We start from the raw sequence: 18,474 nt of genomic DNA on the forward strand, positions 1-18,474 counted from the left end.
CTTAAAAAACCAAAACAAATGAGATTAAAACTTTTACTTGAACAAAAATGGACACAGAAATGTCTGAGAACAGCCAATTTTCTTGGATTAATGGTCGTGCTTATTTTATGCTGTATTAATCAGCAAGCCAAAGCCGCACGTCCCACGATTAATTTTACCGTAAATGCAGCAAACACTGTTTCCGGTCAAGTCCTAGATGACCAGGGTAGGCCGCTTCCCGGTGTAACCATAAGATTGATAAATACCAAATTAGGCACAGTTACAGATGTAAATGGTAACTACAAGTTAACACTACCAGATGAGAATGCGGGTGGCACCCTTTCTTTTTCATTTATAGGTTTCCTCACTCAGACTATTCAAATTGGCAACCGCACTCAAATTAATATCAGTTTGAAAACTGATACAACGAGGTCATTAAATGAAGTTGTGGTGGTTGGATATGGAACACAACGCCGGGCGACTATCAATAGTGCTATTGGAACGGTTGGGGCTAAGGATATTAATGATAAACCGGTTCTCAATGCCGCTCAGGCATTGCAAGGACAGTCTCCCAATCTTATTATTCAGCAAAGTACACTTAACCCTGGTAGTAATCCGATTGTTAACATTAGGGGAGTTGCGACTACCGGGAATAATGATCCGCTCTTAGTAATAGACGGAATTGTTTCCCAATCAATTAACGATATCAACCTTATCAATCCCAATGATATCGCTAATGTAAGTGTTCTTAAGGATGCTGGCTCGGCGGCAATATATGGCTCAAGGGGTGCGAATGGAGTAATTTTGGTTACCACAAAAAGTGGCAAGTTAAACCAAAAAGCCCAGGTTGCTTATAATGGAAATTTTGGTTTGCAACAGCCCGACATTTTGGTTAAAAAAGTGAACGCCGCTGATAATGCGTATTATAAAAACGAAGCTTTAGCTAATTCAGGGCTTCCTCCGGCATATACACCGGAACAAATCCAGCAGATTGCGGCACAGGGTAATGGAAATTGGGACATCAATCATTTGGTTTACAATGCGCCTCAAACCTCGCAGAACATCAGCGTCAGCGGTGGTGGTACAACAAACACGTATTTCATCTCAGCGGGATATTTAAATCAGTTTTCCAATTTTATTGGTAATGGTGGTTCAGGGCCAAGATTTGGTTACCAGAAGTATAACTTACGGCTTAACGAATCGGCAATTGTCGGTAAATTTAAACTGACCGGAATTCTTGAATATACCAAATCGAGGAACAAAACAAACACGGTTGGTGACAATAATATTTTCGCAGATGCTAATCGCGTCCCACACAATTATAATTTTTACGATGCAAATGGAAATTATCTAACAAACTCATTTGCCTCTCAATATAACGAATATGGCGTTCTGCTTAATGGCGGCGCGAACCAAGCTGATAATGATCGTATTTACGGTAATTTAAATGGTACTTTAAGTATAACCAACTGGCTGTCATTGACAGGGGTCTTTGGTGGAACTCTTCAGAACAATGGCAATTTTTTCAGAAGGACACAGGTTAATTATATACCATCCGGTGTTTACGGGAATGACCTTACAACATTTGATAACAACTCAAAAAGCTCTTCCTACAATACACAGGTCTATCTCGGTTTAAATAAATCATTTGGCATGCATAATGTTAGTGCCACTCTCGGTGTTTCGAGTGAGCTGTACAGTCAGCGTGGTTTTCAATTACAAAAAACATTAACTGATCCTGTATTCGGCAATGCCACTACAGGTACACTAATTGATGCTACGAATTCCTATAACTGCATCACTGTACAGGCTAACAGCAGACAATCTGCCTTCGGCCGAATAAATTACGACTTTAAAAGCCGCTATTTCATAGACTTTGTATTTCGCGAGGATGCTTCTTCAAAATTTGCGAGTGGCCGAAGAAACGGATTTTTCCCATCAGTAAATGTTGGTTACCTGATTTCAGATGAAGATTTTTTCAAACCAATAAAAGGTACTGTAAACAATTTAAAATTAAGAGCCAGTTATAGTGTTGTCGGTAACGAACAGACTGCAGGTAATTATACCTATTTGACAACATATTTTAATTATGCTGGCGCATATGGATATAATAACGTAATTCAAGGTGGTGCCGGAACGAACCTCTCGAATCCATTTCTAACTTGGGAGAGAGCACGAACCTTGAATCTGGGATTTGATTTTGGGTTGTTTAACAACAAACTGACAGGAACATTTGAATACTTTAACAAAGTAACAAGTGATATCCAGCAAACACCGCTGGATGTCCCATCTATATTTGGAGCATCGCCTCCGACAGCAAACGTAGCAAAAGTTGGTGATCGAGGTTGGGAATTTGAGATTACTTATACCTTAAAAACAGGTAAGGTAACACAAAGCTTTAGCCCTAATATTGGTAATACTTACAACAAGCTGCTTCAACTGACTGGAAATACACAGCAAATATTATACAATCAAGATGTATATCAGTTAATCCGTCGTGTTGGCGATCCTGTAACACAATATTATGGGTTTCAAACAAATGGCTTTTTTCAAAACGCAGCTGAGGTTGCTTCTTACCCAAAACCGGCAGGTGCCGTTGTAGGCCCTGGTGACTTAAAATTTAAAGATCTTAATGGCGATGGAAAAATAGATGACAACGACAAGAAGGTACTTGGAGATCCTTTTCCGCATTATACCTTCGGTTTCAACTATCGAATTGCTGTAGCCGGATTTGATGCCACGATCTTTTTACAGGGTGTGGGTAAAAGGGATGAGTTTTTGCGCGGCGAGCTAGTTGAACCATTCCATTATAATTATGGAACAACCTTATACGAACACATGACGGATTATTGGACACCTAATAATCCAGATGCACGTTACCCAAGATTAGCGACGATAGGTTCGGCGTCTAATACGAATAATTGGCGTACTGGTTCTGACCTGTATAAATTTAATGCGGCATACGTAAGATTAAAGAACGTCAACATCGGATATACATTGCCTCAAAAGATAAGTCGCAAAGCAGGAATGGAACGCGTTCGACTTTCTCTAATAGGTCAAAACCTCTTAACATTCTCGAAATTAAATTTTTACGATCCTGAAACGACTGAATTTGGCAATAGTGTGAGTCCGAGCTCAGCGTCAAATAGTGCCAGATCTTATTTACTTCCCAAATTTTACGGCGCAGGCCTTGATATTACCTTTTAATCAATTAACTGAAAGGACATGAAAAATCTAACTAAATATTTTGCTTTAGCAGCACTGGTTGCTGTGACAGGTTGCCGAAAACTGGACATCGCACCTACAGATTCTTACTCTGCATTGAACTTTTGGACAGCGGACGCAAATGTGTATAACGCACTTAATAATAATTACAGTCTGATATATAACAGTGATAAATATTTTACAGCTGAAGGTTTATCGGATAACGCTTATTCACAAACAAATACCGACGCGATACAAATCGCTAGCGGCAATGCGACCGCACAACAGGCCAAATTTGCAAATGACTGGAGTTTTTACTACCGTACCATTAAATCCTGTAATCAATTCCTTGAAAACGTAGACAAAAATACCACGTTAGGGGCTGCAACAATAGCTCGGTTAAAAGCTGAAGTACGGTTTATACGCGCTTACGAGCATTTCAATTTAACCAAATGGTATGGAGATGTTCCACTAGTAGACCATGATCTAAGTCAGGATGAAGCCAAATCCATTGGCAGAACTCCAAAGGCTGACGTTGTAAAATTTATACTTAATGAACTGGATGCTGCCCTTCCGGCACTCCCATCAAAGGATCAGATGCCTGCAGCAGAAAATGGTCGCATAAATAAAGGTGCAGTTCTGGCTTTGAAGGCCCGCGTGTTATTATACCAGGGTGATCGTATGGCAGATGTTATCAGTGTTTGCGAAAGTCTGATGAACAGTACTGCTAATGGGACTTATTCATTAAATCCTAGCTATTCTAATCTTTTCAGTGATCCGGCAACAAATAAGACAAATCCTGAAACGATGCTATCTCTTCAGTATGTGCCGGCAACAACACGCACGTGGAGCGATTTTTGGGATTTTGCGCCTAAAAGCGTGGATGGAAGGGTCAATTCGCTTGCACCTAGTCAGGAGTTAGTCAACGACTATATCATGCTTAATGGCAAAGATATTACTGATCCTACATCTGGATATGATGAAAATAATCCGTACATCAATAGGGATCCGCGTTTGACAGCTACAATTGTATATGATAAATATAATTGGAATAATGGCGGTGGTGTTAACGGGAAGACCAAAATTATATACATAAAACCTGGAACTGACCCTGTGAAACCCGGACCTGATGAATACTCACCAGGCAGGCAGAATTCCTCACCAACAGGTTATTATTGGCGTAAATATTTTGATCCATCTGCGCTAATTAATTACGTGTCAGGAAATAATCTGCATTTATTCCGATACGCAGAGATATTATTGGATTACGCTGAAGCAAAAAACAGTCTGGGGCAAATGGATGCAACGGTGTGGTCGAAAACAATTGGAGCCCTTCGGAGCCGCGCAGGTTTTACCGAACCGGGTGCACTGAGCTATCCCGGGAGTGCTAATCTGACAAACATCATCCGTAAGGAAAGAAGAATAGAACTTGCTTTGGAGGGAAACCGGATTGATGATATCCGCCGCTGGAAAATAGCGGAAATCGTGTTGAACGGATATGTTCATGGTGCAAAATTTTCAGGAGATCCAGCAACCGATAATGGTTACATCCGAGCGCAGTTAAGAAGGTTCAACGCTGGCAGAGATTATCTCTGGGCTATCCCGAACGGTGACGTAAGCCTTGATGCTAATCTTACTCAAAATCCTGGTTATTAATTTATAATACAAATAATTAAAATTTTATGAAAAGAGTTTTATCCCTCATATGGCTGTCGTGCGTCATTATAATTGGTGCGTCGTCATGTAAAAAAGAAGTTAGACCACTAAACACGAATGTAAACGCCGTCACTACTTTGTCGGCACCTGCCAATGCTGCTACTTTAACGATCAAAACCGGCACACCTGCGGTAACTTTTAAATGGGACCCAGCAACAGCTGAAGATGGTGGTCTTATAATTTACCAGGTTGCATTCGATAAAGCTGGCGGTGATTTCAGTGCACCGGTTTACAAAATTTTAGCAGATGGCGGCGGTGTACAAACCCAAGCCACTGTTCCACAAGATAGCCTTAATAAGATCGCGTCGCTCGCAGGCATCGCATCTTCCAGCACTGGAACATTAAAATGGACAGTGGTATCTTCAAAATCAACTAATTTACAAACCGGCAAATCAAGTAACACGATACAAGTAACAAGACCTGCGGGATTTGCTGTACCCCCAACTACGCTGTATCTTACCGGGACGGCTACAGAAGCTGGGGCGTCAGATTTGTCCAAAGCCATCCCTTTTAAACGGACTTCCTCCGGGGTTTTTGAAATTTATACATCGCTTCAGCCAGGATCCTACCAGTTTTCTGACAAAGCTGGTAGCGGCGGAACGCTTTATTTTTTGGATGCAAATGGCGTAATCCAACAAGGAAGCGGATCAACCACTGTCGCAGCTGCAAAAACTACTTATCGTATGCGATTGGATTTCAACGTTGCTACGAGCAATACAGTTGAAATACAATCTTTAGGGCTTTGGATGTCTGCCTACAATATGGAAATTGGTCAGCTAGCCTATTTAGGTAATGGGACATGGGAGAATCCTAAATTACCTGTTACCTTTTACCAATTCTCCTGGGGCCGTGACGAACGCTACAAATTTGTATTGCACACGAGCAGCGGTCTTGAATATTACGGTAGCACTAATGTAAACAATGTTGCCCCGGCAGGACAAGCTGCCAGTTATTTTTATCTATTGCCAGTTACAAATGCCCAGTGGGATAATACATACAAGTTCGACCCAAGCATAGATACTAAAAACGCAAAAGTCGATGTCTATTTCAATACATCACAATCATCCTATACACACACAGCTACTGTTGTAAATTAACCAGAGTTAAGATACATAACGCACACAGCCTGCAGTCTCTCCACTGGAGGCATTAAAATAACCGCTATGAACCCCAAATTATTAACCATAACATTATTAACACTTGTGTTTGTGTCGTGCAGTAAATCGAAAGTTGTTCCCGATAGTACAGGAACAAATAATGGTGGTGGTAGTGGCACTCCTAGCGGAGGTATTACAGAATCCATTTATCTGACCAATGCCAAAGCAGTGCGCAGCTATGTTCAGTCAGCATATGCAACCTCATTTGGCAGCTACCGCGTTAATACGACCACAAATACCTCAGGTGCCTATGAGTGGTATGTCGCAAGTCAATTATATGCAGATGCAGAAATGGTTGAGCTTGGTGATGCAAGTATTAAAACTAGTTTAACGAATACCCTTAGCTATCTTCAAAAGCTGATTGATAAGTCTGACATTAATGGTGGTTATTTTGCAGCTGCATCACTCGATGGATCAACAGCAAATGGCGGTAAATATGTAGATGACAATGCACTCACCGGAATGGCATTTTTGGCTGCTTACGATGTTAGTTCAGGGAGTGATAAAGATGCTTTCCTAAGCGCAGCAAAAGGATGTGCCAAATGGCTCATAAACAGTAGTCAATGGGATACCAATTTTGGCGGCGGTTTTTGGTGGTCAACCGATAAAACAGTTAAACCAACACAGTCAAATGGTTTAGCGTTACAATTATTTAGCAGACTTTATAAAATCACCGGAGATGCAGTTTACAAAAACTGGGCTACAGCTGTATACACTTGGCTAAACGCGCAAATGTTCGATGTTAACAGCGGCTTATATATCTGGCAGATTGAAAAAAGCGGAACGAAAGATACCTATAAGTTTAGCTATGATAATGCAATTATGGTAGAGGCATTATTGCTGTATGCAGATGTCATGGGAGATGGATCATATCAGGTCAAAGCACAAGCACTCGGAAATGCCATGATTGCAACTTTATGGGACAAAAATTTTAATGTATTCATATTTAATACGAATGACCAACGCGTCAATCCATGTTATAGCGGATGGGCTAGTCAGGCGATGATAAAGCTTTACGAATTTGATAACAATGTAAACTGGCTTACTTATGCAAAAGGAAATATTGATGAAATCAATGTAGTGTTAAAGAACCCTGCTGTAAATGGCTACTATCAATATGCTGCTTTAAATGGATCTGGCAGATACACAAACCTTGAAGGTGTAGATCAGGCCTGGATGCAAAGAATACAAGCACTTTTATCAAAATATAAATAATAAGACAGTGAGACTAAAAATCATTAAACACTACAAATTTGTCAAGGCCATTATTGGGACTTTTTTATGTCTGCAGTTGTCCGTATTTGCATCAGCACAAGATGTCCTGAAATTTGTAGACCCTAACATTGGCACTGCCCATAGCAGATGGTTTTTTTATACGCCCGCCGCCGTTCCATATGGAATGGCAAAACTTGCCCCATCTACCAACGGGCATTTCGGTAATGCGTCCGGATGGGAAGCTGTTGGTTATGATACCCGTCAGACTTCGATTGAAGGTTTTGTACATTTTCATGAATGGCAAGTTGGGGGCGTTAGTTTTATGCCAACAGTGGGAAATCTGATTATTCAACCTGGTGATCTGGAACGAAAAATGCCTGGTTACCGATCAGCTTTTGACCGCAAAAACCAAGTGGCCCAACCTGGGTACTACAGTGTCATTCTTGACGACTATAAGATAATGGCTGAGCTGACTGCAACTAAGCGTGTCGGCTTTCAGCGATACACCTTTCCCAAAACGGATCAAGCACACATCATTTTGGACATTGGTAATAAGCAGGGGGAAAGCGGAATGGTAACGGATGCCGAGATCAGAATGATCGACGACAATTATTTCCAAGGTCATGTTACTACCTATCCAAAATATGTAAAAACGTATGATCCTCTCGGAAAAGTCGAAATGTTCTTTTATGGTAAAGTGAGCAAAAAGCCGCTTTCCGTAACTGCATTCTCAGAAGGAAAGATTACAGGGCAGCATAATGCATCTAATGGCAAAGGAGCAGGACTTGCCTTAAACTTTCAAACTGAGTCTGATGAGCAGGTTGAAGTTACCACCGGGCTTTCATATACATCACTTGCCAACGCTAAATTAAATTTTCAGCAAGAATCCAAAGGCCTGACATTCAACAAGGCAAAGAACATAGCACAGTCGACATGGAGAACTGAACTAAATAAAATTGACATAATAGACACTAATAAGGTCAATAAAGTAAAGTTTTATACAGGATTGTTTCACGCTTTATTGGGGAGAGGTATCGCCAGCGATGTGAACGGGAATTATCCGAAACACGCCGGTGGAATTGGCCAGCTTCCAAAGGACGTGTCAGGGTTAAATGCTGAATTCCTTAATACTGATGCCATATGGGGGGGATTTTGGAATTTAACTCAGCTATGGTCGCTTTCTTATCCGAAATGGTATGGAAGTTTTGTAAATACACAACTTCAATTATATAAGGATAAAGGTTGGTTTGGGGATGGTATAGCTAATAGTGAATATGTGTCAGGGGTAGGTACAAACTTTGTCGGACTCGCTGTTGCTGCGGCCTATCAGGTGGGAATTCGCAACTATGATGTAAATCTGGCATACCAGGCAGTCAAATCAAACGAATTAAATTACAAAAACCGGCCTGTCGGATCTGGAAAGCAGGATACTAAGGCCTTCGTACAATATGGTTACGTGCCTTTTTTCAATCAGACCGGGAGGGATTTCGCAACAGATTCAACAGGATCTAATTTCGCCGGGTCACATACCTTAGAGTATAGCTACAGCGCTTTTGCTGCTGCTCAATTCGCAAAAGCGCTGGGTAAGCATGCCGATTATGAGCAAATGATTAGGTTGTCAAACGGGTGGAGAAAGATTTTTAACCCCGTTAATAAATTGATGCAACCTAAACGATTGGACGGATCTTTTATTGAAAAATTCGATCCATATCAGCCTTGGAGAGGATTTCAGGAAGGAAACGCTGTACAGTATACATTCTATGTACCACAAAACCCCAAAGGTTTAATTGACGCTATTGGAAAGGATAATTTTAATAAGCGCTTGGATAGTATTTTCACAGTATCAGAAAAGCAAGGATTCGGTGGTGGAAAAACGATCGACGCCTTTGCCGGGATAAACTCTATATATAATCACGGCAACCAGCCCAATCTGCATATTAGCTGGCTTTTTAACTTTTCAGGAAAACCTTGGCTTACACAAAAATGGACCCGGCTTATCGGGGAAGAGTTTTATGGTAACGAACCAATACATGGTTATGGTTACGGGCAGGACGAGGATCAGGGTCAGTTAGGTTCTTGGTACGTTCTCAATGCTTTAGGTCTTTTCGATGTTAAAGGCTTTACCGACGCTCGACCGATTATCGAGTTTGGCAGCCCTTTGTTCAAGAAGTGCGTAATTGGTTTAGGAAACGGCCGAACCCTTAAGATTGAAACAGTTAATAACTCGCAAACGAATATGTATGTGCAATCAGCGGAATTTAATGGCGTCTATTTGAAAAATTGCTGGATTTATCGCGATGAATTAATGAAAGGCGGGGAATTGAAATTTACAATGGGCGCTGTTCCCAATTTCGCTTGGGGAACAAATGTGCCCCCTCCGTCAGCGCAGTAAATTGTAAGATGGGAATATGTAGGGCTTATTTGAAAATTCACCAATAAAAAACCACGTTATGAAAACTCTAGTACATCAAAAGTTTATTCCGGTGATATTGTTACTCGGAGTAATTGTAAGTTCATGTAAAAAAGAAATGACTGCCTCTGTCAATAAATCTGAGTCTAGTGATTCTGTAGGCAATGCCCCCAAAATAAAAACACAGAGTACCAGTTCTGCTTATTATATCAAAGCGGGTGAGACTCATAATTTTGTTTACGGTAACATTCTAACCAGTTATAACAGTTACCGGGTAAATACGACAACGACAACAACAACAGCTTATGAATGGTACAATGCCAGCCAGATTTATGCTGATGCTGCAATGGTGAAAATTGGGGCGACAACATACGCCTCTTATATGAATAATACCTTTACCTGGATGAGTAATATGTGGGATGGTGCCAGTCCAAATGGTGGCTATTTTGCAGCAGCTAATATTAATGGTACAGGTGCAGCCGGCGATAAATATGTCGATGATAATTCTCTTACAGGAAATGTGTATCTGGACTGCTATGCGGTAACGACCGGCACTACACAAACTAACTACTTAAATGCGGCGAAATCCTGCGCAAACTGGCTCATGAATAGCGGCCAATGGGATAATACTTACGGTGGAGGGTTTTATTGGAGTACCGTAAAAGATAACAAGCCGACGCAATCTAATGGGCTTGCAATGCAGTTGTTTCTTCGTCTTTATCAAATTACAGGTCAAACATTCTACCGTGACTGGGCAAACTCTGTAAAAAACTGGCTCCTAAATAATATGTACGATTCAACAACAGGTTTATTTATATGGAAAATAGATGGTGCGGGAACAGGTACTAAGCATTTAGACAAGTTTACTTATGACAATGCCATAATGATCGAAGCATTTTTGCTTTATGCACAAATAATGGGTGACAACACATATGTAACCAAAGCACAAAACTTGGGCAGTGCCTTGAATACCCAACTGTGGGATGCCACAAATAAAGTATATCGGTTCAATACTGCAGGTAATCGTGTTAATCCGTCATGGTGTGTGTGGGCCTCTCAAGCGATGATCCGTCTTTATCAGCGCGATGGAAATACCGCTTGGTTAGATTACGCACAGAAAAATATAGATTTTATGAATGCAAAATTGCGAAACGCGACGAACAAAGGATATTATGCCTTCTGTAATACTGACGGCTCTGGTGTTGACACTCGCCAGGAAGGAGTCGATCAGGCTTGGATGCAGCGGACGCAAGCTTTACTATCTGATTATAGATAATCCTTATGAGAAAGCACAGTCCTTTTCAGATTCTTTTTTTACTCTTTCTGTTCGTCACAGAACAGGTGTCTGCCCAGTCTAAAACAGTGAAGTCTGAATTATATGCTGAACGAGCAAAATCTATTTATTCAAATATTTGGACACGGTTTAGGGTAAAATCGTTTACCGGATTATTCTTAGAAAACTACCCGGGAGGAAAAAGTGATTCACTCAATTATTTCCAAGGTTCTGCAGTAAAAGAAAGGCAAGTAAGTTTCTTGTGGCCATTTTCTGGGGTTTTTTCCGCCACAAATGTGTTAATGCGTATACCCGGTCAAAAAAATGTGTACAAACCGTACCAGGACTCCCTGATCGCAGGTATTGAACAATATCTTGACGTCGTAAGAAAACCTGAAGGTTACCAAGCCTATCCGGTTAAATTGGAGAAATCTGATCGTTACTACGATGATAATGGATTGGTTGGCATTGATTATATGGAATCATATTTCAATACAAAGAATCCTGTTTATTTGGCCAGAGCAAAAAATGTATTCAGATTTATCATGAGCGGATGGACAGAAGACCTTGGGGGTGGGGTTTTCTGGGTTGAGGGTCATCCAGATCAAAAGCCTGCATGCAGCAATGGAATGGCCTTGCTTACTTCTTTAAAAATTTATGAGGGATGTCATGAAAAGTATTATCTGGATCAAGGTAAAAAGTTCTATAACTGGATGTATACGACGTTACGGGATAGCACTACAGGAATGATTACAAATGATATTAAGCCCGGTAAAGGACTGAACCGTACGTTTTGGTCCTATAATACCGGATCTTTAATTGAAGCAGCGGTAATGTTGTATCGGTTCACGGGGAAAGAATCTTATTTGATTCAGGCCAAGGCTTTAGCTAAGGATAGCCACGCTTTCTATAAAGCTGCAAAACATGATGAACATCTGACTTACCGTATCGATCTACCCTGGTTTATGGCCGTATTATTCAGGGGATATGAGGCCCTCTATAAAGTTGATAAAAATGACTTGTATATATCCGCTTTAGAACACGACATTAATTATGCTTGGGAAAATTCCAGAGATAAATTCGGGTTGGTGACACATAGCTGGACAACCAATCCTCAAGATATTAAGAAACCTAAATGGTTACTTGATGAGGCCTGTATTGCAGAAATATATGGCCGACTTAGCGTATTGAGATAATGCGTTCGTTGATTAATTGATTTCTGAACCGCTGGGTTGAGCGCCAGCGGTTTTTTAGTGCCAGTTTCAAAGCTGGAAATGATTAACGTTTATGAGAAATATGCTTGAAACAATATTGCAACGTATTATAAATGTCATCAAATTTCGGGTCGTAAAAATTAAAATAGGTATATGAAGAATCTTAAAATCTTATTAGTGTGTCTGTTTATACTTGCGTCCCTATTCCAGAATTTTCAAAGCTTACATGCTTCTGGTTTTTCCAAAGCTGCCAAGGCTCTTATTAAAACAGATTCAGTATTTCCAAATGCAATTGAGTTTGAACCACAACCTGTTTATCGGTATCGTCCAGATGGTAAGCCCGGACGTGAAATTATATTGCATTTCAAGAATTCTAAATTGTTTGATCTTGCAACAATGACAATAGAGTGTGAAGGGAAAACCGAGACCACCATTGTTCCTGCAAATGCAAACGGCACCACAGCCTTAACTATATTACTCCCGGAAGGAATCGCTGTTGCTAAAGATTGTCTTTTAAAAGTTACCATCAAATCAAAGGAGCATCAACTCAGTGCCTCAGCAATAATCCCTTTTAAACGTCAGTGGACAGTGTTTGTTTATCCTCATTCTCATGTCGATATAGGTTATACTCAAACCCAGGAAATAGTAAAAAAAATCACGGTGAGAAATCTCATCAATGGAATGGAATTGGCAAAAAAAACTGCAAACTATCCAGTAGGTTCACGATATATATGGAACACTGAGGCGGTTTGGGCGACAGAGAATTTTCTTAAAGTCGCCACGGCCACTCAGCGTGCTGCATTTATTGATGCAGTTAAGAAAGGCCAGGTAGGACTTAATGCAAATTATGCAAACTTAAACACGAGCATTTGTTCTGATGAGGAGCTGCTTAGGATGTTTCAGGCTGGCCTTAAGATAAATCAGCTTACAGGTGTCAAATCCAAAACAATGGTTCAAATTGATGTCCCTGGCATCTCTTGGGGAATAGTTCAAGCTGCAGCTCAATATGGAATTAAAGGAATTATTACATTTCCTAATTCATCTTATCATAACGACACATTATTTCAAAAGCCGTTTTACTTCGTTGCACCTGATAGGAAAACGAAGGTGCTTTATATCCAAGGCCCACAATATGATTGGGGTTGGTATTGGAAAGCTTTAAAGATAAAGCCGTCACCCTATCCTAATTATGAAAATCCGGCAGGTGGATGGATTCAGGATTATCCGGCAGTTGTTGATTATATTAAAACTAAAAATCCTTCTGAAAATTTTATACCGCTTAGCTATTTGACCAAGGAAACCGATGCGATTGAAAAGGCTGGACTTCCATACGACTATTTCACTATGACCTGGTCAATGTCCGATAATTCCATTATAGACGCAGACCTTCCGGATGCAGTCAAAGCCTGGAATTCGAAATACGCATTTCCTAAGCTTGTGATTTCATCAGGCGAAAATATTATTGACGCGTACCTTAAAAAGTTTGGAAATTTAATCCCGGAACGTCATGGAGATTTAACAGAATACTGGACTGATGGGCTGGGATCGGATGCATTACGAACCGGATATAACCGAGTTTCGAAGGAGCGACTTTCACAAGCTGAAATATTATCGACTATGCTTTATCCCAAAAATAAAGCTATTGGCTTTCAATCAGGTATTTACGATTCATGGCAATGGATATTGCTTGGCAGTGAACACACCTGGGGATACTGGAAGCCTGAAATGCCTATCTCAAAAAAAGTCGAAGCTGTTAAAGCATCCTATTTTGAAAATGGTGATAAGACCAGCAGAGAACTTTTTACAAATATCTTGCAACCGATTTCCAGCAGTGAAACACAATCCTTCACAGTTCTAAATGCGCTTTCTTGGACGCGAACTGGCCTTGTTACCCTCACTGATCTGCAAAGTAAGGGTTACAGCGGAATTGTTGATGTTTCCGGTAATTCCATCCCATCTCAACGCCTAATTTCGGGAGAATTGGTTTTCATGGCGCCGGGGATACCTGCACTTGGATCAAAAACATTTAGGCTGGTGAAAACGCTTGATCAGATTCCCAAAGAACCAATGGCTTCTGACACGACACTTGAAAATAAGTTGATAAAGGTGATAGTTGATCGGAAAACGGGCGATATTGTAAGCTTTTACGACAAACGGACTCTACATGAATTTGTCAATACCAAATCAACTTATTCATTGAATTCCTACAGGTATGTACTTGGAAGAGATTCCTCGTTTAAGAGCGGAATACCAACCGACGTAAATATCTCTGTTAAAGATAATGGTCCGGTTATGGCATCTTTGAAAATAGAATCCAAGGCACCGGGATGTAATGCTCTTGTCCGCGAAATTCGGATCTACGCAAATCAGCCGCAAGTAGACATCTTCAACGTTTTGGATAAAATTTCTACAACAACAAAAGAAAGTGTGCATTTTGCGTATGCCTTTGATGTGCCTAACGGAACAATCCGTTTTGACATACCATGGGGAGTTATGAATCCTCAAACCGAACAGCTCCCGGGAGGCGCCAATCAAAATTTTCTAGCTTTTCAACGTTGGATTGATATTACCAATAGCCAATTTGGAGTGGCTTGGACATGTATAGAATCTCCAATAGTAGAATTAGGTGGGATAACAATAAACAGGAAAAGGGCCAGATATGGAGAAGACCATTATATCAAAAATCTCCCGATAAATAATCGTACGATAGTTTCTTATGCGCTTAATAATAGGTGGGGCACAAATTTCCCTCTTGAACAAGGTGGTATCATTCCTTTCCATTATATAATCCTTCCTCATGGAGCATTTGACCCTGTAATTACTAACCGGTTTGGGCTGGAACAAAATCGCCCATTGGTCGCAGTTTTATCAACTAAAGATGCAATAAGTAAACCAATGGTTTCTATAGATAATCCACGTGTATTCATTTCCGCGTTAAGCCCTTCGAAAGACGGTAAGGCGATAATGCTTAGATTACGTTCCCTATCAAATACAACCGAAAATGTTACCCTTACTTATCCATCGGGCTCACCAAAATCAATAAATCTGTCCGATCCGACTGAAACAATCGGAGTAAAACAAAGTGATTTGATCCGTTTAAACTCATATGGAACAGCGACTTTAAGAATGGTATTTGAATAACAATTTTATCATACTGAACATGAAGAGAACCATGCGCAGATTGGGAATTGCGTATATTTTTAATATTTAACCCTTTCAAAATGCTGTGTATTTGCTAAAAATATCCTAATGTCTCAAATTGGTACACTTGAATCAGGCGTTTCACAATTGTGGCCGCCTTTTATGCGCAACAGCATTAACTCTCCGATAGATCTATCCCTAAAAAGGTTGCCGGTGCAATCCCTCACTATCCAATTGAATATAAATTCGATGAGTGTTGAATAGGCGAGAGGACGTGAAGCTTGCGAAGACTTTATGCAAAAATCATAAATCATCTTCCTAAGAACTTACCTGAAAAAACTATCAGATCTTTTGTCCCATCAAAAAATGGTTATTACATATCACCAGACTTTTTCATTAGTCATCTGATTATATAAATCGCAACATAATATAATTAAAATAAAAATTGAATGTTTTATACTATGTGAGGCGGCCTTAGGGACAACAGCGTTTCTCAAACGCATGGCTCCCTCTAATATTTTAAACGGTTTAGCTAAACAGGCTAGCCTTTTCTTTTTTTCTTATTCAATTACTAACACCCGGTTTGAATATCTAAATCCGGCCTTTACAGAATTCTTCGGCGTTGCTTTAAAGTCAGCTACTTTACGAAAAATATTATCGCTTATTTATGATGAGGACAGGCGTTACATCATTAATAAAATTAAAGATTGTATAAACGGCGATGACGTTATCAATATTGAATGCAGAATTGTGCGCGGGTCCGTTAAGTGGGTGTCAGTTAGTTTTTATCTTGTTAAACAAGGCAAAAATCTATCGGTAACAGGTTATGCAGAAAATATAAATGCTGTAAAGAATTACAGCGTTTTAATGAATGATCACAATACCAAGAAAAATTCTATCCTTAATATTCTTGCTCATGAGCTTGCCGGGCCAATATCAACTATAGAAAATCTGACCAGCCTGATGAAACAGGAAGTAGATGAGTTAGATAATAGCAACTTGAATGAATACATAAGAATGATCCGTAAGATTAGCAGCAGTAGTACCCGGCTTATCAGAACATTCATCAACGAAGAATTTTTGGAAAGCGCTGGTATAGAGCTAAAGAAAACACGCGTAGATCTTGTAGAAAAAATAAATACCGGAACAAAGGAGTATTTTGTCACTCAGCATGATACAAGCATTAATCTAAAAGTAAACGCAAGCAAAAAAATCATATATGTAGAAATAGATGAAGATAAGTTTATGCAAGTGATGCATAACCTCATTTCTAATTCGCTAAAATTTACACCCGATGGAGGCGAAATATCAATTTTTATTGATGAAGATGAAGATGCTGTGCGGCTTTCAGTTGCCGATAACGGGGTAGGCATCCCCGAACGGTTTCATCAAAACTTGTTTAACAAATTTTCTGGTGCAGGCAGGAGTGGGCTAAGAGGCGAGAAATCCACGGGGCTTGGTATGTATCTAATAAAGACAATTGTTGATTGGCACCAAGGATCAATCACTTTCAACAGCGCAGAGAACGCGGGAACGACATTTATAATAACGCTTCCTAAATAGTACGGATCTTATTAAAACCAATTTTTGGTACATATTTTCTATATATCCGTATTTGTTCTCACATTCTGCGATTTTACTCATTAGTATATAAAATACCATTAGTAGTTTAATTAGAGCAATTAAGAGTTGATAAGATAATTGACAAAATTAAATTATCATACCTCATAACACTTTAAAGGTTCATTCTCACATTAAATCCTTTTAAATCCATATGAGGGAGCGGTTATTGGCCTGTCTTTGCCAAATAATCATAACAAATGGAATTAAAATTTACAAGAAGCACGCTGGCGATATCAGCTTTGTTTTTTTCAACGGGCGTGTACGCTCAGAGCGCCTATCAAGACACCACAGAAAGATTTGGTAAAGAAACTTTTAGAACGTGGTCAATAGGACTAAACGGTGGTATGCTAACACATTATACACCTTTTAACGGACCAACTAACGGCGATTTCCGCACACCGGAAGAAAGCTGGGGTTACGGAGGTTACATTAAAAAACAAATATTGCCAGGCTTTGGCATTCAGGCAGATTTTCTGGCGGGAAAGGTGAGAGGTTATCAGTCGAACCTTTATCCTTCACCCTCACAAGCACAAAACAACAGTAGGTTTGATACCCGTATAGAATGGTCTGCCGCGATAAGCGGCAACTTTACTGTTGCAAACTTAAGCCTCAATAGAAAGCATAATGTTTTATCCCCTTATTTAACAGGTGGTGCTGGTTATATGTCATATAATGCGGTAACATCAGGTATTGCAAGTGCTCAAAATGAAGGATATCAGCGCAACTGGTTTATTCCGGTAGGAGCAGGCTTCAAATTTGGGCTGTCTAAAGGCATTAATCTTGATCTGGGGTATACCGTTGGCTTTATGAAAACAACGCGGTTTGATGGTGTTGCCGGATCAACAAATGACAGGTTTAGCTATGCACACGGTGGATTTGAATTTGCTTTAGGTAAACAAAAATCCTCACAACTGCAAAATTATAGTGCGCTGGCTGCTCTGCGTGAACAAAGCGCGTCAGAAAGCGCCGAACTTCGTGCGCAGATTGCAACAGCGCAAGCCAATAGGTTGAGTGATCAGCAGCAGTATGCCAGCGACCTTGGAGATTCTGATGGCGACGGCGTTGCTAATAAGTTTGATAAATGCCCTGGCACACCAGCAAACACAACTGTGGATGGCGCAGGCTGCCCTTTAAAAACACCTGCACCAGTAATCACCCAACGTGTAATTGTGACAGAGGCAGATAGAAGAGTAGTTAATGAAGCTATTAAAAATCTTGAATTTGATCTGGGAAAATCCACCATTAAAGAATCTTCTGATGCAACGTTAAACCGTGTTGCTAACCTTCTTACGCAGAAAAACTTCAGTTTAACACTTGCCGGCCATACAGATAATACCGGCTCGTCAGAATTAAACTTACGGTTATCAAAAGACAGGGCAGAAGCTGTTAAGGCATACCTGGTTTCGCAAGGTGCCAACGCGTCCAGAATTGAAGCAACAGGATATGGGTCAACGCAACCAATAGCCTCAAACAAAACTGCAGCAGGGCGTCAAAAGAACCGCCGTGTAGAGTTCTCATTATTGTAACCCACCATTTTAAATA

10 protein-coding genes are annotated in these 18,474 nt (G+C 40.2%); all 10 read left to right on the forward strand.

Annotation, left to right across the window (positions count from 1 at the left end; translation table 11 throughout):
• Positions 1–18: 18 nt before the first annotated feature.
• The 10 genes from GO620_RS00590 to GO620_RS00635 all read left to right on the forward strand — a co-directional run bounded on the left by GO620_RS00590 (position 19) and on the right by GO620_RS00635 (position 18,458).
• Positions 19–3,186, forward strand: a complete 3,168-nt coding sequence (locus GO620_RS00590; RefSeq protein ID WP_157523313.1) for a SusC/RagA family TonB-linked outer membrane protein — start codon at positions 19–21, stop codon at positions 3,184–3,186.
• An 18-nt stretch (positions 3,187–3,204) separates the two neighbouring features.
• The gene (locus GO620_RS00595; protein ID WP_157523312.1) at positions 3,205–4,839 is read left to right on the forward strand and encodes a RagB/SusD family nutrient uptake outer membrane protein; all 1,635 of its coding nucleotides are present in this window, start codon (positions 3,205–3,207) and stop codon (positions 4,837–4,839) included.
• Between the two features lie 26 nt (positions 4,840–4,865).
• On the forward strand, positions 4,866–5,996 hold the full coding sequence (locus tag GO620_RS00600) for a SusE domain-containing protein (RefSeq protein ID WP_157523311.1): 1,131 nt from the start codon (positions 4,866–4,868) through the stop codon (positions 5,994–5,996).
• Between the two features lie 66 nt (positions 5,997–6,062).
• The gene (locus tag GO620_RS00605) at positions 6,063–7,271 is read left to right on the forward strand and encodes a glycoside hydrolase family 76 protein (protein WP_157523310.1); all 1,209 of its coding nucleotides are present in this window, start codon (positions 6,063–6,065) and stop codon (positions 7,269–7,271) included.
• Positions 7,272–7,278: 7 nt separating this feature from the next.
• Complete coding sequence (locus GO620_RS00610; protein ID WP_244139440.1) at positions 7,279–9,663, forward strand: GH92 family glycosyl hydrolase; 2,385 nt, start codon at positions 7,279–7,281, stop codon at positions 9,661–9,663.
• A 58-nt stretch (positions 9,664–9,721) separates the two neighbouring features.
• Positions 9,722–10,957, forward strand: a complete 1,236-nt coding sequence (locus GO620_RS00615) for a glycoside hydrolase family 76 protein (RefSeq protein ID WP_157523309.1) — start codon at positions 9,722–9,724, stop codon at positions 10,955–10,957.
• Positions 10,958–10,962: 5 nt separating this feature from the next.
• Positions 10,963–12,150, forward strand: coding sequence for a glycoside hydrolase family 76 protein (locus GO620_RS00620; RefSeq protein ID WP_157523308.1), 1,188 nt, complete (start codon positions 10,963–10,965; stop codon positions 12,148–12,150).
• Positions 12,151–12,321: 171 nt separating this feature from the next.
• Entirely contained in the window at positions 12,322–15,309 is a 2,988-nt protein-coding gene (locus tag GO620_RS00625; protein WP_157523307.1) for a glycoside hydrolase family 38 N-terminal domain-containing protein, read from the forward strand.
• A gap of 501 nt (positions 15,310–15,810) precedes the next feature.
• On the forward strand, positions 15,811–16,872 hold the full coding sequence (locus tag GO620_RS00630) for a PAS domain-containing sensor histidine kinase (RefSeq protein ID WP_157523306.1): 1,062 nt from the start codon (positions 15,811–15,813) through the stop codon (positions 16,870–16,872).
• A 257-nt stretch (positions 16,873–17,129) separates the two neighbouring features.
• Positions 17,130–18,458 (forward strand): OmpA family protein, encoded by a 1,329-nt coding sequence (locus tag GO620_RS00635; RefSeq protein WP_157523305.1) that lies wholly within the window; start codon positions 17,130–17,132, stop codon positions 18,456–18,458.
• Positions 18,459–18,474 lie beyond the last annotated feature (16 nt).

It is taken from the genome of Mucilaginibacter ginkgonis (assembly GCF_009754905.2).
GTDB lineage: Bacteria > Bacteroidota > Bacteroidia > Sphingobacteriales > Sphingobacteriaceae > Mucilaginibacter > Mucilaginibacter ginkgonis.

Excerpts from the sequence above, each read along its gene's own strand:
- GO620_RS00590 (WP_157523313.1), top strand. The coding sequence starts at position 19 with ATGAGATTAAAACTTTTACTTGAACAAAAATGGACACAGAAATGTCTG.
- GO620_RS00595 (WP_157523312.1), top strand. The coding sequence starts at position 3,205 with ATGAAAAATCTAACTAAATATTTTGCTTTAGCAGCACTGGTTGCTGTG.
- GO620_RS00600 (WP_157523311.1), top strand. The coding sequence starts at position 4,866 with ATGAAAAGAGTTTTATCCCTCATATGGCTGTCGTGCGTCATTATAATT.
- GO620_RS00605 (WP_157523310.1), top strand. The coding sequence starts at position 6,063 with ATGAACCCCAAATTATTAACCATAACATTATTAACACTTGTGTTTGTG.
- GO620_RS00615 (WP_157523309.1), top strand. The coding sequence starts at position 9,722 with ATGAAAACTCTAGTACATCAAAAGTTTATTCCGGTGATATTGTTACTC.
- GO620_RS00620 (WP_157523308.1), top strand. The coding sequence starts at position 10,963 with ATGAGAAAGCACAGTCCTTTTCAGATTCTTTTTTTACTCTTTCTGTTC.
- GO620_RS00625 (WP_157523307.1), top strand. The coding sequence starts at position 12,322 with ATGAAGAATCTTAAAATCTTATTAGTGTGTCTGTTTATACTTGCGTCC.
- GO620_RS00630 (WP_157523306.1), top strand. The coding sequence starts at position 15,811 with ATGGCTCCCTCTAATATTTTAAACGGTTTAGCTAAACAGGCTAGCCTT.
- GO620_RS00635 (WP_157523305.1), top strand. The coding sequence starts at position 17,130 with ATGGAATTAAAATTTACAAGAAGCACGCTGGCGATATCAGCTTTGTTT.